Origin of the sequence: Novosphingobium sp., assembly GCF_036803765.1 — a bacterium.
In the GTDB taxonomy this organism is placed as follows: domain Bacteria; phylum Pseudomonadota; class Alphaproteobacteria; order Sphingomonadales; family Sphingomonadaceae; genus Novosphingobium.
This window is the reverse complement of the sequence record NZ_DAIRTS010000018.1, coordinates 42,466-56,796: the sequence shown is the minus strand read 5'-3', so window position 1 is coordinate 56,796 and position 14,331 is coordinate 42,466. Positions and strand designations below refer to the sequence as shown.

Here is a 14,331-nt window from a genome sequence, read left to right as displayed (position 1 = left end):
CGACCCGAAAGTTCGGCGGCGGAGGGTTGGCGAGGGATTTTGTGTCACCACGAGAAGGCTGAGAGCCCAGCGATGCTGGAGGCATCGTGGCGAACAGCCGCCGCTGTGGTGGCGCAAAAGACCCGCCAAGCCGACCCGCAGGACTTTCGGGTCGGGCTCTGAGCCGCGGGGCCCTGGCCTACTGGCCGTCTTTCGTGAGCAGGCGATAGCCGATGCCCGGCTCGTTGCGGATCATGCTGTGCTCGACCGGCACGTCCTCGAGCTTGCGCCGCAAACCGCGCGCGGCAACCCGCAGGTACTCCACCGAATCCTCCTGCCCCGGCCCCCACACCGCGCGCAGGATCGCCGCGTGCGACAAGACGCGCCCCGGATGCCGCGCCAGCTCGGCCAGGAACCCGTATTCCTTGGGGCTGAGGTGCACCTCGACCCCGTCGCGATGCACCAGCCGTGCGCCAAGATCGAGCGTGATGGCGCCGATCCGCAGCACCGGCTCGGGCGTGTCGGCCAGCATGCGGTTGCGCAGCGCCACGCGGATGCGCGCCAGCACTTCCTCGGTGTCGAACGGCTTGGTCACATAGTCGTCAGCACCGAGATCAAGCGCCGCGACCTTTTCCGCCGTGGCATCGCGGGCGGAGACGACCACCAGCGCGGCCTTGGCGGCCTTGATCGCCGCGATCAGTTCCAGCCCGTCGCGGTCCGGCAGGCCGAGGTCGAGCAGCACCAGTTCGGGCTTGTCGATCGCCAGCGCCGAGAGCGCCTCGCGCGCATTCGCGGCTTCGACCACCGCGAAACCGGCGCGGGCGAGGCTCGCCTTGAGCAGGCGGCGGATCGCCATCTCGTCGTCCACCACCAGGATCGTCGCGCCGGTCATGCGCCTTCCTTCCACAAATGAGCCTCGTCGGCGTGGAGCGTGAAACACGCGCCGCGGCGATCGTGGCGATTGCCCGCCGATACCCCGAGACCCATCGCCTCGGCAAAGCCCTTGACGATGGCAAGGCCAAGGCCCGTGCCCCCGGTGCGATCCGTCCCCTCGAGCCGGGTGAAGGTCTCGAACACCCTGGTCTCCGCACCCGCGGGCAGGCCCTCGCCCTCGTCCATCACCGACAGGTCGAGCCCGTCGGACAGGCGCTGCGCCGCCAGCGTGATCGGGCTGCCGGGCGGGCTGTATTGCGCCGCGTTCTGGATCAGGTTGATGAGGCAATGGTGCAGCAGCCGCGCGTCGAGCCGCACCAGCGGCAGGTCGGGCGCGATGGCGATGTGGACCTGCCGCTCGCCCAGCAGGCGGCGCAGGTCGTGGACCGCGCTCGTCACGGCCTCGGCCAGGTCCACCGGCTCGACCGTCAGGTCGACGGCGCCAGTCTCGATCCGCACCATGTCGAGCAGGTTGGCGACGAAGCGCTGCAGCCGCTCGGCCTCGGCGCGGGCGAGGGTCAGGACCTTGTCCTGGTCTGGCGAGGCCGGGACGAGATCGCCGAGCAGCCCGATCACCGCCGTCAGCGGCGTGCGCAGGTCATGGCTGACCGACGACAGCAGCGCGGCCCGCAGGGCATCGCGTTCCTCCAGCCGCTTCATCTGCGCGCGCTCCCCCTCCAGCCGCGCGCGATCGAAGGCGAGACCCGCCTGGTCGAGGAAACTGGTGACGAGCGGCAGGAGATCGGCGCGCACCGGGCGCCCGGCATCGGGATTGGCCACCCCGAACACCGCGATCGCGCGCCCCCCCGCCTCGACCGGCAGGAACAGCCATTCGGCCGCGCTCAGGGTGTCCGAACCGCGTCCTGCCGGGCGGCGGTTGTCGAGCGCCCAGCGCGCCACGACGTGATCAAGCGGTTGCAGCGTCAGGTCCGCGGGCATGGCCGCGACCGGCTCGAGCCCGCCCGGGCCCGGCATCAGCACGACGGTATAGCCGCCCAGCAGGTTCGCGCTTTCCTCGCAGAGTACGGCGGCGATGTCGCTGGTCGAGGCAAGCCCGGTCAGGCGCCGCGCGAAGCCCGCCAGCGCATGGCTGCGCGCCGCGCTGGCGCGCGAGAACAGCGCCGTCTCGCGCAGCCGCCCGGCCAGGTGGCTCGCGACGAAGCCGACCGCCAGCAGCACCACCACGGTGATGATGTTCTGCGGATCCTCGATCGTGAAGGTGTGCAGCGGCGCGATGAAGAAGAAATTGTAGGCAAGCGAGGACACCAGCCCGGTGGCGAACCCGGTCCACAGGCCATAGCGCGTGGCCGCCAGCATCACCGGCAGCAGGTAGAGCAGCGCGATATTGGTGATGTTGCCAAGGCTGGCGATGAGATTGCCCACCAGCGTCACCAGCGCGATCAGCAGGCTGGAGATCGCGAGGCCCGCCGGCCGCGGCCAGTGGCTGGCGACCGTCCCGTCCGCCCCCCGCTCCGGTTCGGCAGGCTCGGGGGGAGCCGGTGTCGTCGTGGCCACCGATCCCGCCGATCGCGTCTTGCCGGGTGGCACCACGTGAACCGCGAAATCGCCGCGCGCCGCCAGCAGCGCCTGCTCGAGGCGCGGCCCGCGCCAGGGCGCCATCCAGCCCGCCCGCGCGCGCGCCGCGCCGACCACGACCATCGTCGCGCGCAGTTCGCCCGCGATCTGGCACAGGCCCTGCGCCACGTCGCCTGCCGGCACCGAGATCACCTGCGCCCCCAGTTGCGAGGCCAGATGCAGCGTCGCGGCCAGGCCGTCGTCGCGCGCCGGGGCATGGCGGGTTTCGATGTGCACCGCGGTCCATGGCGCGGAGAGCTGGTCGGCCAGCCGCTTGCCCGCGCGCACCACCTCGCCCGCCGCCGGGTCGCGCCCGACCGCCACCAGCACGCGCTCCCCCACCGCGAACGTGCCGGCCACCGCATGGGCGCGCAGGTAGTCGAGCATCTGCGCGTCGACCGCCTGCGCCGCGCGGCGCAGCGCCAGCTCGCGCAGGGCGGTCAGGTTGGTCTTGGAAAAGAAATGGCTCAGCGCGCGGCTGGCCTCCTGCGGGACATAGACCTTGCCCGCCTTCAGCCGGGCGATGAGTTCGTCGGGCGGAATGTCCACCACCTCGATCTCGGCCGCATCGAGCACGCGGTCGGGCAGCGTCTCGCGCACCCGCACCCGCGTGAACGAGGCGACGAGGTCGTTGAGGCTTTCGAGATGCTGGACGTTGAGCGTGGAGAAGACGTCGATACCGGCGTCGAGCACTTCCTCCACGTCCTGCCAGCGCTTGTCGTGCCGGCTCGACGGGGCATTTGTGTGCGCCAGCTCGTCGATCAGCACCAGAGCCGGGCGCCGCGCGAGGATGCCGTCGATGTCCATCTCGTGCAGCACTTGCCCGCGATGGTCGATCGCCTTGCGCGCCAGCGCCTCGAAGCCCGCCGTCCGCGCCTCGGTCTCGGCGCGGCCGTGCGTCTCGATCACGCCGATCACCACGTCCTCGCCGGCATCGCGGCGCTGCGCAGCCTCGCTCAGCATCTCGCAGGTCTTGCCAACGCCCGGCGCCGCCCCCAGGAAAACCTTGAGGCGGCCGCGGCGTGCGCCCTCCTGCACCAGATTGCGCAGGAGGGCGTCGGGATCGGGACGGGTTTCGCTCACCGCGTCGTCATGCCCCCTTGCGGGCCGCTTCGTCGAGAGCGAGATTGAGTTGCAGCACGTTCACGCGCGGTTCGCCGAGCACGCCGCCCAGCGGCATCTCGACCGCGGCGCGCACCAGCGCGGCCACCCGATCGGTCGCCATGCCACGCGCCTTCGCCACGCGATCCACCTGGTAAAAAGCCGCCTCGGGGCTGATATGGGGGTCGAGCCCCGAGGCGGAAGTGGTCACGAGATCGGCCGGAACCTTTTGACCGGTCTCGTTGCGCGGGGCGGCGGTATCCTTGGCGAGGCGCTCGGCCAGAACGGCGGAGGCGGGGCCAAGGTTTGATCCGGACGAGGCGCTGGCGTCGTAGCCCGCGCTGCCCGCGGCCGAAGGGCGCGGGTGGAAATAGCCGGGCGCGGCAAAGCCTTGCGCCAGCAGTTCGGAGCCGATGACGGTCCCGTCCCGTGTAACGAGGCTGCCGTTGGCGGCGTGGGGGAAGGCCACCTGGGCCACCCCGGTGACGAGCGCGGGATAGGCCGCGCCCAGGACCAGTGCGAAGCCCAGCGTCATGACGGCGGCGGGGCGCAGGGCGGATGTGACTTGCGACAGCATGGGGCTCATGCCTCCTCAGGCGAGATTGAGGGCGGTGACGGCGAGGTCGATCACCTTGATGCCGATGAAGGGCGCGACCAGGCCGCCCAGGCCATAGATCGCGAGGTTGCGCGCCAGCAGCGATCCTGCCGCCATCGGGCGATAGGTCACGCCCTTGAGCGCCAGCGGCACGAGGGCCGGAATGATCAGCGCGTTGAAGATGATCGCCGAGAGGATCGCGCTCTGCGGGCTGGCCAGCCGCATCAGGTTGAGCGCGCCCAGCCCGGGATAGAGCACCACGAACATCGCGGGGATGATCGCGAAGTACTTGGCGACGTCGTTGGCCACCGAGAACGTCGTCAGCGCGCCGCGCGTCATCAGCAGTTGCTTGCCGAGGCCGACGATCTCGATCAGCTTGGTCGGGTCGCTGTCGAGGTCGACCATGTTGCCGGCCTCGCGCGCGGCCTGCGTGCCGGTATTCATCGCCACGCCGACGTCGGCCTGGGCCAGCGCGGGTGCGTCGTTGGTGCCATCGCCGCACATCGCCACCAGCTTGCCGCCCTGCTGCTCGCGGCGGATCAGCGCCAGCTTGTCCTCGGGAGTCGCCTCGGCGAGGAAGTCGTCGACCCCGGCCTCGGCCGCGATCGCGGCGGCGGTGAGCGGGTTGTCGCCCGTGATCATCACCGTGCGGATGCCCATGGCGTGAAGCTGGGCAAAGCGCTCGCGGATGCCCGCCTTGATCACGTCCTTGAGCGCGATGACACCGAGCAGACGGCCGTTTTCGGCAACGCCCAGCGGCGTCTGCCCGGCGCGGGCGATTTCGTCGGCGATGCGGCGCAGTTCGGCGGCGGCCGCCGTGTCGGCGCTGTCGGGATGGGCGCGCAGCAGCGAGTCGACCGCACCCTTGCGCACCATCCGCCCGCCGGCCTGCACCCCGGAAAGGCGGGTCTGTGCAGTGAACGGAATGATCTCGGCGCCTTCAGGCAGGGTTGCCTGCGCACCATGGGCCTCGCGCGCCAGGACCACGATCGAGCGGCCCTCGGGCGTCTCGTCGGCCAGGCTGGCGAGCAGCGCGGCCTCGGCCAGCGCGGGCATGGCCACCCCCGCCAGGGGACGGAACGCGCAGGCCGCACGGTCGCCTACGGTGATCGTGCCGGTCTTGTCGAGCAGCAGGACGTCGATGTCGCCCGCCGCCTCGACCGCGCGGCCAGACTTCGCCAGCACGTTGAAGCGCACCAGGCGGTCCATGCCGGCAATGCCGATCGCCGAAAGCAGCGCCGCGATCGTGGTCGGGATCAGCGTGATGAGCAGCGCCGCGAGCACCGCGACAGGGACCGAGCCGCCGGCATAGCTGGCGAAGGCCGGGACCGTCGACACCGCGATCAGGAAGATGATGGTCAGGCCCACCAGCAGGATCGTCAGCGCGATCTCGTTGGGGGTCTTCTGCCGCTCGGCACCTTCGACCAGCGCGATCATGCGGTCGAGAAAGCCCTTGCCCGGCTCCTGGGTGACACGCACGCGGATCTCGTCGGAGATGACGCGGGTGCCTGCCGTCACCGCGCTGCGGTCGCCGCCTGCCTCGCGGATGACCGGTGCGCTCTCGCCGGTGATCGCCGCCTCGTTGACGCTGGCAACGCCCGCGATCACTTCGCCGTCGGCGGGGATGAGGTCGCCGGCGGTCACCACCACCTCGTCACCCAGCGCGAGCTGGCCGGCGGGGACGGTGCGGCCGTCGGGCAGCCTGGCCACGAGGTCGCTCTTGGTGGCGCGCAGCGAGGCGGCCTGGGCGCGCCCGCGGCCCTCGGCCAGCGCTTCGGCGAACGTGCCGAACAGCACGGTCAGCCACAGCCAGCCGATCAGCTGGAGCTGGAAGCCGAGCGAGAGGCCGCTGCCACCCACCGCCAGCAGTACGCACAGCAGCAGGGCGACGACGGCGGTGGTGAACAGCACCGGATTGCGGATCAGTTCGCGCGGCGCCAGCTTGCGGAAAGCATCGCGCATCGCGGGCAGGACCAGGTCTGCCGAGAACATCGATTTGGGCGTGGACATGGTGGTCCTCTTTCAGAAGGTCTTGCCGGCCACGAGCGTCACCTGGTCCGCGATCGGACCCAGCGCCAGGGCAGGCAGGAAGGTAAGGCCGCCGAGGATCAGGATCACCCCGACCAGCAGGCCGACCCACAGGCCGCCGGTGGTGGGGAACGAGCCGGAGGTGGCGGGCGTGTGCTTCTTGGCGGCAAGGCTGCCGGCGATGGCGAGCACGGGGACGATCACGAAGAACCGGCCGAGCCACATCGCGGTGCCGAGCAGGCCGTTGTAGAACGGCGTGCCAGCGGTAAGCCCCGCAAAGGCCGAGCCGTTGTTTGCGGTTGCCGAGGTGAAGGCATAGAGGATCTCGCTGAAGCCATGCGGCCCCTTGTTGAGCGGCCCGGCGAGCCCCGCGGGCAGCACGGCGGCCAGCGCGGTAAAGCCCAGGATCGACAGCGGCAGCACGGCGATCGCCAGCACGGCCAGCTTGACCTCGCGCGCCTCGATCTTCTTGCCGACGTATTCGGGGGTGCGACCGACCATCAGCCCGGCCACGAACACCGCGAGCACCGCGAACAGCAGGAAGCCGTAGATGCCCGAGCCGACGCCGCCGATCACGATCTCGCCCAGCTGCATGTTGAACAGCGGGATCATGCCGCCGATCGCGGTGAAGCTGTCATGCATCGCGTTGACCGCGCCGCAGCTGGCCGCGGTGGTGACCGTGGCGAACAGCGCGCTGGCGGCCATGCCGAAGCGGACTTCCTTGCCTTCCATGTTGCCACCCGCAAGGTGGGCATGGGTCAGGGCCGAGACGCCTTGCGCCTCCTGCCAGTAGACGATGCCCGCGCCCGCCACGAAAAGGATCAGCATGGCGGCAAGGATCGCCCAGCCCTGGCGGACATTGCCGACCGCGCGGCCGAAGCACCAGGTCAGCCCGCTGCCGATCGCGAAGATCGAGAGCATCTGGATGAAGTTGGTCAGCGCGGTCGGGTTCTCGAAGGGATGCGCGGAATTGGCGTTGTAGAACCCGCCACCATTGGTGCCGAGCATCTTGATCGCCTCCTGGCTCGCCACGGGACCGAGCACGATCGCCTGCTTTGCGCCTTCGAGCGTGTGCGCGTCGACGAGGCTGGCGAAGGTCTGCGGCACGCCACAGGCAACGAGGAACAGCGCATAGACCACGCTCAGCGGCAGCAGCAGGTAAAGCGTGACGCGCGTGCAGTCGGCCCAGAAATTGCCGACCGTCCCGCTCTCGTGCCGGGCGAAGCCGCGGAACAGCGCGAAGGCGATGGCGATGCCGGTGGCGGCGGACAGGAAGTTGTGGATCGTCAGCCCGACCATCTGGCTGAAGTTGGAAAGCACCACCTCGCCCGCGTACCACTGCCAGTTGGTGTTGGTGACGAAGGAGACGGCGGTGTTCATCGCGCCGTCCGCACCCAGCCCGGCAAGCCCGCGCGGGTTCATCGGCAGCACGCCCTGAAGGCGCAGGATCGCATAGGTGAACAGCGTCAGCGCGACCTGGAAGACCAGCATGTGGACGGCGTAGGACAGCCAGCCCTGCTCCTTGGCCGGGTCGATGCCCGCAGCCTTGTAGAAGCCGCGCTCGACCGGGCCGAGCACGCGATGCAGCGGCGTCGAGCGTCCCTCGAACAAGGCGAAAAGCCAGGCGCCGATCGGCCTGGCGACGAGTGCGACGAGCGCGGTGAAGGCGAGGATCAGGCCCCAGCCAGACAGGGTCATGACGATGATTCCCTAGAACTTTTCAGGCCGCAACAGCGCGACCAGCAGATAGGCGAGCAGGCCCAGCGCGGTGAGCGCGGCCAGCGTGAGCGGAAGGGTCATGGACGGGTTCCTTCGGCGTTGGTCAGGCTTTGGCCGCGAGGCGCAGGAACGCGAGGGTCAGCAGCACGAGGCCCGCCAGCACGGCGAGCCAGACGAGATCGGTCACGCGACATCTCCGGGTGATGAAGGGTGGAAGGCGGGAGGGAGGGGCATGGCGCGCAAGGACCGCGCGCTCATTGCAGCGGACGCGGCGGGCGCGGCGCCGGGCGCAGCAGCGCACTGCCCGCGACCACCAGCGCCAGGCCGCCCCACAGCATCAGCAGCGCCAGCAGCGCCGCGCCAAGGTCGGCCGGGCTCCCCGCAAACCGCATCCAGGCCTGCTGGCAACGGCACAGCGCCATCCCCAGCGCCAGTGCCCCGACCAGGGCAAGCATCCCCGCCCCGCGCAGGACGGGATCGGCGTGGCGACCAAGGCTATCGATAAACCGGGACATCGAGCGATTCTCCTGCCGGATTGGCAGGCTCGCTGGTGCGCCCGACGGGCGTTAAGCTTCCAGATGAAGATGCGCGGCCCGGCGTAAGGATCGCGTAAAGGCGGGCGCGCGGATCACGCGGCATTGCACGCCTTGCACAAAGGGCGGCGTGTCAGGATCCGGCAAACGTAAGGAAATGGTGCACCCGACAGGATTCGAACCTGTGGCCTCTGCCTTCGGAGGGCAGCGCTCTATCCAGCTGAGCTACGGGTGCCGGAAAGGGCGCACTAGCAGTGCGATCCGACGCTTGCCAGCGGTTTTTGACGCTGCGCCTGCGCTTTACGCGTTCGCGTTTCGTTCTTAAGATGCTGATATGACCGAATCGCTCGAGACCGCTGCCCTGCCCCCCTGCCCGGACGACACGCTGTTCACGCGCGAGGCACTGGCAGTGGCGCGGGGGATCGGGCGGCTCTTTGCGCGCAACGACATCTGGTGCCTGCCCGAGATGCCCCTGCGCAACGGCCGCCGCGCCGATCTCATGGGCATCGATGCCAAGGGGCGGGTGGTGATCGTCGAGATCAAGGTTTCCCGCGCCGACCTGCTCGGCGATGCCAAGTGGACCGAATACCTCGACCATTGCGACCGGTTCTACTGGGGCCTGGCACCGCATCTCGATCGCGCCGTGCTCGAGACCGCGGCGTTCCTGCCGGACTCTTGCGGCATCATCGTCGCCGACGGCTACGATGCGGAGATCCTGCGCCCGGCGCCCAGCCTTCCGCTCGCCACGGCGCGGCGCAAGGTCGAGGTTGAGCGGCTCGCCCGCACTTCGCTGCGCCGGCAGGTCGTGGCCTGCGACCCCGCCTGCGCCACCTGGGGCACGCGCGAGGGCTGAGCGCCCTCAGGCGAGGTACGGTGTCACCACCGCGCTCGCCCGGTCCACCCAGGCCTGCTTTTCGCCGACCGGGGCGACGTAGTCGATCGCCGCGGCGGCCGCGTCCCACCCCGCGCGGCGCGCGATCATCCAGGCGGCGAGGTACTGCGAGGCGAGGCAGCCGCCGGCCGTGGCCACATTGCCGTGGGCGACGAACGGCGCATCCAGCACCGCCACGCCCGCTTCCACCACCCACGGCTTGGTGGTCATGTCGGTACAGGCCGGAAGGTCGCCGACCAGCCCCAGCCTGGCGAGCAGCAACGTGCCCGAGCACTGCGCGCCGATCAGCTGGCGCGCAGGGTCGAGCCGGATCTGTTGCAGCAGGCTATCGTCCGCCGCGAATTCGCGCGTGCGTATGCCGCTGCCGATCAGCACCATGTCCGCTTCGGCCGCGAAGGTGAGCGGCTTCTGTGCCTCGATCGCAACGCCGTTCATCGAGGTGACGCGCGGCGTCGGCGCGGTGATGTGGGCCATCCATCCGCGGGGCCGCAGGCGATTGAGGATGGCGGCAGCGATGAACGAGTCGAGTTCATTGAACCCGTCGAAGGTGAGGACCGCGATCTGCATCGTTGCAGGCTACCAGTCGGCCGGCGATGCGTCATCACGTCAAAACATCGCCGAAACCCACGAAAAACCCCGCCGGAAGCACCGGCGGGGTCGTTCGTGTCAGCCAAAGGCGTTGAGGATCAGTCCTCGTCACCCTTGATCAGGTAGTCCGCGGCATCCGCATCGGTGCCGTGGGTTTCACCCTCGACCATCGCCAGCGGATCGTCGCCGATCGCCGCTTCGGGGCCCTGCGCCAGTTCGGCGGCATGCTCTTCGGCAGCGGTACGCGGCGCGATCAGCGACTCCTGGAGACGACGGTTGGCGGCGCGCAGGGCGGCGTCGCGGCTGTTGGCCGCCACGCGCATCCGGTTCATGCCCGCGCCGGTGCCGGCGGGGATGAGACGGCCGACGATGACGTTCTCTTTGAGGCCGATCAGGCTGTCGCGCTTTCCTTCGACCGCCGCCTGCGTGAGCACGCGGGTGGTTTCCTGGAACGACGCGGCCGAGATGAACGAACGCGTCTGCAGCGAGGCCTTGGTGATCCCGAGCAGGACCGGCTTGCCTTCGGCCGGCACTTGGCCAGCGGTGAGGCGCGCGTTGGTCTCGTTCATTTCCTCGAGGTCGACCTGTTCGCCCGGCAGCAGGGTGGTGTCGCCACCGTTGGTGATCTCCACCTTCTGCAGCATCTGGCGAACGATCACCTCAATGTGCTTGTCGTTGATCTTCACGCCCTGCAAGCGGTAGACTTCCTGGATTTCCGCCACGAGGTATTCCGCCAGGGCCTCGACGCCGAGAACCTCGAGGATGTCGTGCGGATCGGGCGAGCCGGAGATCAGGTTGTCGCCCTTCTTGACGTAGTCGCCTTCCTGGACGTCGATCACCTTGGACTTGGGGATCAGGTACTCGACCGGTTCACCCTCTTCCGGGATGATCGCGATCTTGCGCTTGGCCTTGTAGTCGCGGACGAACTCGATGCGGCCCGAGACCTTGGCGATGACCGCGTTGTCCTTGGGCTTGCGCGCCTCGAACAGCTCGGCAACGCGCGGCAGACCACCGGTGATGTCGCGGGTCTTGGCGGCTTCGCGGCTGGCGCGGGCCAGCACGTCACCGGCGGCGACTTCCTGGCCATCCTCGACCGACAGGGTGGTGCCCGGCGCCATCAGGTAGCGCGCGGTTTCACCCGAGGCATCGTCGAGCAGGGTCAGGCGCGGACGCAGGTCTTCCTTCTTCGCGCGGCCACCGGCACGGTTTTCGGTGACGACGCGCTGGGCGATGCCCGTCGCTTCGTCGACCTGCTCCGTCAGGGTGCGGCCGTCGATGAGGTCCTGGTAGCGCACGATACCCGGCTTTTCGGTGATGACCGGCAGCGTGAACGGGTCCCACTCGGCCAGGCGCTGGCCCTGGGCCACCGTCGCACCGTTTTCGTGCAGCAGGTGGGTACCATAGGGCACGCGGTGCATGGCGCGCTCGCGACCATCGGTGTCGATGATCACGATCTCGCCATTGCGGGCGAGCGACAGGCGGCGGCCGCGGCTATCCGTGATGGTCGGAATATCACGATAGTGCACGGTACCGTCGCAGATCGATTCGAGGTGCGACTGTTCGTTGACCTGCGCCGCGCCACCGATGTGGAACGTACGCATGGTCAGCTGCGTGCCGGGCTCGCCGATCGACTGGGCCGCGATGACGCCAACCGCTTCGCCGATGTTCACCGGGGTACCGCGGGCAAGGTCACGACCGTAGCAGGTTCCGCAGACGCCCTGCGGCGCCTCGCAGATCAGCGGCGAGCGGATGCGCGCCGACTGCACGCCGGCCGCCTCGATCCGCGCCACGGCGGCTTCGTCGAGCAGCATGCCCTTTTCGCAGATCACCGCACCGGTCTTGGCCTCGACCATGTCCTCGGCGAGGGTACGGCCGAGGATGCGCTCGCCGAGCGAGGCGATCGTCGAACCGCCCTGCACGATCGCGCGCATTTCCAGCGCCCGCTCGGTGCCGCAGTCGATCGTCGTCACCACGCAGTCCTGCGACACGTCGACCAGACGGCGGGTCAGGTAACCCGAGTTCGCCGTCTTGAGCGCGGTGTCGGCCAGACCCTTGCGGGCGCCGTGCGTCGAGTTGAAGTATTCAAGGACGGTCAGGCCTTCCTTGAAGTTCGAGATGATCGGCGTTTCGATGATCTCACCCGACGGCTTGGCCATGAGGCCGCGCATACCCGCCAGCTGCTTCATCTGGGTCGGCGAACCACGCGCGCCCGAGTGGCTCATCATGTAGATCGAGTTGACCGGCTTCTCGCGGCCCGCCTCGTCGCTCGGCGTCGCACGGATCTCGTCCATCATGGCGGCCGCGACCTGGTCGCCGCAACGGCTCCAGGCGTCGATCACCTTGTTGTACTTCTCCTGCTGCGTGATCAGGCCGTCCTGGTACTGCTGCTCGTAGTCCGCGACCAGTTCCTTGGTCTCGGCGACGAACGCGTCCTTGGTGGCCGGGATGATCATGTCGTCCTTGCCGAACGAGATGCCCGCCCTGAACGCGTTGCGGAAGCCCAGGCTCATGATCGCGTCGGCGAAAAGGACAGTCTCCTTCTGGCCGGTGTGGCGATAGACCTGGTCGATGACGTCGGCGATTTCCTTCTTGGTGAGCAGGCGGTTGACCAGCTCGAAGGGAACCGTGTGGCTCTTGGGGAGGCACTCGCCGATGAGCATGCGGCCCGGCGTCGTCTCGTAGCGCTTGAGGTAGGTCTTGCCGTCCTCGTCGGTCTGCGGAACGCGCGCCACGATCTTGGAGTGCATGGTGACGGCCCCGGCGAATAGCGCCTGGTGCACTTCGGCCATGTCGGCCAGCAGCATGCCTTCGCCCGGCTCGCCCTTGCGGTCCATCGACAGGTAGTAAAGACCCAGCACCATGTCCTGCGAGGGCACGATGATCGGCTTGCCGTTGGCGGGCGAGAGGATGTTGTTGGTCGACATCATCAGCACGCGCGCTTCGAGCTGGGCTTCCAGCGAAAGCGGCACGTGGACGGCCATCTGGTCACCGTCGAAGTCGGCGTTGAAAGCCGAGCAGACGAGCGGGTGCAGCTGGATCGCCTTGCCCTCGATCAGGACGGGCTCGAACGCCTGGATGCCGAGACGGTGCAGCGTCGGTGCGCGGTTCAGCATCACCGGGTGCTCGCGGATCACCTCGTCGAGGATGTCCCAGACTTCCTTGCGTTCCTTCTCGACCCACTTCTTGGCCTGCTTCAGGGTCATCGACAGACCCTTGGCATCGAGGCGGGCGTAGATGAACGGCTTGAACAGCTCGAGCGCCATCTTCTTGGGCAGGCCGCACTGGTGCAGCTTGAGCTCGGGACCGGTCACGATGACCGAACGGCCCGAATAGTCGACGCGCTTGCCGAGCAGGTTCTGGCGGAAGCGGCCCTGCTTGCCCTTGAGCATGTCGGACAGCGACTTGAGCGGACGCTTGTTGGCGCCGGTGATGACGCGGCCACGGCGGCCGTTGTCGAACAGCGCGTCGACCGCTTCCTGCAGCATGCGCTTTTCGTTGCGCACGATGATGTCGGGCGCGCGCAGCTCGATCAGGCGCTTGAGGCGGTTGTTGCGGTTGATGACGCGACGATAGAGGTCGTTGAGGTCCGAGGTCGCGAAGCGGCCGCCGTCGAGCGGCACCAGCGGGCGCAGTTCGGGCGGGATGACCGGCACGACGTCGAGGATCATCCACTCCGGACGGTTGCCCGAATCGATGAACGATTCGACGACCTTGAGGCGCTTGATGATCTTCTTGGGCTTCAGCTCGGACTTGGTCTCGGACAGCTCCTTGAGCAGGTCCTCACGCTCCTGGACCATGTCGAGGTCCATGAGCATGTGCTTGACCGCCTCGGCGCCGATCCCGGCCGAGAACGCGTCCTCGCCGTATTCGTCCTGCGCGTCGAGCAGTTCGTCCTCGGTCAGCAGCTGGTAGCGCTCGAGCGGGGTGATGCCCGGCTCGATGACCACGTAGCTTTCGAAGTAGAGGATGCGCTCGAGCTGCTTGAGCTGCATGTCGAGCAGCAGGCCGATGCGCGAGGGCAGCGACTTGAGGAACCAGATGTGCGCGACGGGCGCGGCCAGCTCGATGTGGCCCATGCGCTCGCGACGCACCTTGGTCACGGTCACTTCGACGCCGCACTTTTCGCAGACGACGCCCTTGTACTTCATGCGCTTGTACTTGCCGCACAGGCACTCGTAGTCCTTCACGGGACCGAAGATGCGGGCGCAGAACAGGCCGTCACGCTCGGGCTTGAACGTGCGGTAGTTGATCGTTTCCGGCTTCTTGATTTCGCCGAACGACCAGCTGCGGATGCGCTCGGGCGAGGCCAGACCGATCTGGATCTGGTCGAAGGTTTCCGGCTTGGGCAGCTGGTTGGTGAATTTGGTCAGGTCGTTCATTGCGTGTTC

General features: G+C 68.5%; 10 protein-coding genes and 1 tRNA gene. 1 reads left to right on the top strand and 10 read right to left on the bottom strand.

The window, feature by feature from the left end; translation table 11 throughout:
* Positions 1-178: 178 nt before the first annotated feature.
* The 8 genes from V7Q48_RS12735 to V7Q48_RS12700 form a co-directional block, all read right to left on the bottom strand.
* Positions 179-871, bottom strand: coding sequence for a response regulator transcription factor (locus tag V7Q48_RS12735; RefSeq protein WP_333838574.1), 693 nt, complete (start codon positions 869-871; stop codon positions 179-181).
* Positions 868-3,570, bottom strand: coding sequence for a sensor histidine kinase KdpD (locus V7Q48_RS12730; protein WP_333838573.1), 2,703 nt, complete (start codon positions 3,568-3,570; stop codon positions 868-870). Before V7Q48_RS12730 ends, V7Q48_RS12735 begins: the two co-directional genes overlap by 4 nt.
* A 7-nt stretch (positions 3,571-3,577) precedes the next feature.
* A complete protein-coding gene (gene kdpC / locus V7Q48_RS12725) occupies positions 3,578-4,165 on the bottom strand; it encodes a potassium-transporting ATPase subunit KdpC (RefSeq protein WP_333838612.1) in 588 nt (195 codons plus the stop codon).
* A gap of 15 nt (positions 4,166-4,180) precedes the next feature.
* Complete coding sequence (gene kdpB, locus V7Q48_RS12720; protein ID WP_333838571.1) at positions 4,181-6,193, bottom strand: potassium-transporting ATPase subunit KdpB; 2,013 nt, start codon at positions 6,191-6,193, stop codon at positions 4,181-4,183.
* Positions 6,194-6,205: 12 nt separating this feature from the next.
* Entirely contained in the window at positions 6,206-7,909 is a 1,704-nt protein-coding gene (gene kdpA, locus V7Q48_RS12715) for a potassium-transporting ATPase subunit KdpA (protein WP_333838570.1), read from the bottom strand.
* Between the two features lie 12 nt (positions 7,910-7,921).
* Entirely contained in the window at positions 7,922-8,011 is a 90-nt protein-coding gene (gene kdpF, locus V7Q48_RS12710; protein ID WP_333838569.1) for a K(+)-transporting ATPase subunit F, read from the bottom strand.
* 173 nt (positions 8,012-8,184) lie between these two features.
* On the bottom strand, positions 8,185-8,445 hold the full coding sequence (locus V7Q48_RS12705) for a hypothetical protein (RefSeq protein ID WP_333838568.1): 261 nt from the start codon (positions 8,443-8,445) through the stop codon (positions 8,185-8,187).
* A 176-nt stretch (positions 8,446-8,621) separates the two neighbouring features.
* A tRNA-Arg gene (locus V7Q48_RS12700) sits at positions 8,622-8,698 on the bottom strand.
* 99 nt (positions 8,699-8,797) lie between these two features.
* Between V7Q48_RS12700 and V7Q48_RS12695 the strand changes: the two genes are divergently transcribed.
* Complete coding sequence (locus V7Q48_RS12695) at positions 8,798-9,316, top strand: MmcB family DNA repair protein (RefSeq protein ID WP_333838567.1); 519 nt, start codon at positions 8,798-8,800, stop codon at positions 9,314-9,316.
* Positions 9,317-9,322: 6 nt separating this feature from the next.
* Here the strand turns inward: V7Q48_RS12695 and V7Q48_RS12690 are convergent, their stop codons facing one another.
* Both V7Q48_RS12690 and rpoC read right to left on the bottom strand, forming a co-directional pair.
* Entirely contained in the window at positions 9,323-9,922 is a 600-nt protein-coding gene (locus V7Q48_RS12690; protein WP_333838566.1) for a DJ-1/PfpI family protein, read from the bottom strand.
* Between the two features lie 119 nt (positions 9,923-10,041).
* Entirely contained in the window at positions 10,042-14,322 is a 4,281-nt protein-coding gene (gene rpoC / locus V7Q48_RS12685; RefSeq protein ID WP_333838565.1) for a DNA-directed RNA polymerase subunit beta', read from the bottom strand.
* Between the last annotated feature and the right edge of the window lie 9 nt (positions 14,323-14,331).

Excerpts from the sequence above, each read along its gene's own strand:
- V7Q48_RS12735 (WP_333838574.1), bottom strand. The coding sequence starts at position 871 with ATGACCGGCGCGACGATCCTGGTGGTGGACGACGAGATGGCGATCCGC.
- kdpC (WP_333838612.1), bottom strand. The coding sequence starts at position 4,165 with ATGCTGTCGCAAGTCACATCCGCCCTGCGCCCCGCCGCCGTCATGACG.
- kdpB (WP_333838571.1), bottom strand. The coding sequence starts at position 6,193 with ATGTCCACGCCCAAATCGATGTTCTCGGCAGACCTGGTCCTGCCCGCG.
- kdpA (WP_333838570.1), bottom strand. The coding sequence starts at position 7,909 with ATGACCCTGTCTGGCTGGGGCCTGATCCTCGCCTTCACCGCGCTCGTC.
- kdpF (WP_333838569.1), bottom strand. The coding sequence starts at position 8,011 with ATGACCCTTCCGCTCACGCTGGCCGCGCTCACCGCGCTGGGCCTGCTC.
- V7Q48_RS12705 (WP_333838568.1), bottom strand. The coding sequence starts at position 8,445 with ATGTCCCGGTTTATCGATAGCCTTGGTCGCCACGCCGATCCCGTCCTG.
- V7Q48_RS12695 (WP_333838567.1), top strand. The coding sequence starts at position 8,798 with ATGACCGAATCGCTCGAGACCGCTGCCCTGCCCCCCTGCCCGGACGAC.
- V7Q48_RS12690 (WP_333838566.1), bottom strand. The coding sequence starts at position 9,922 with ATGCAGATCGCGGTCCTCACCTTCGACGGGTTCAATGAACTCGACTCG.
- rpoC (WP_333838565.1), bottom strand. The coding sequence starts at position 14,322 with ATGAACGACCTGACCAAATTCACCAACCAGCTGCCCAAGCCGGAAACC.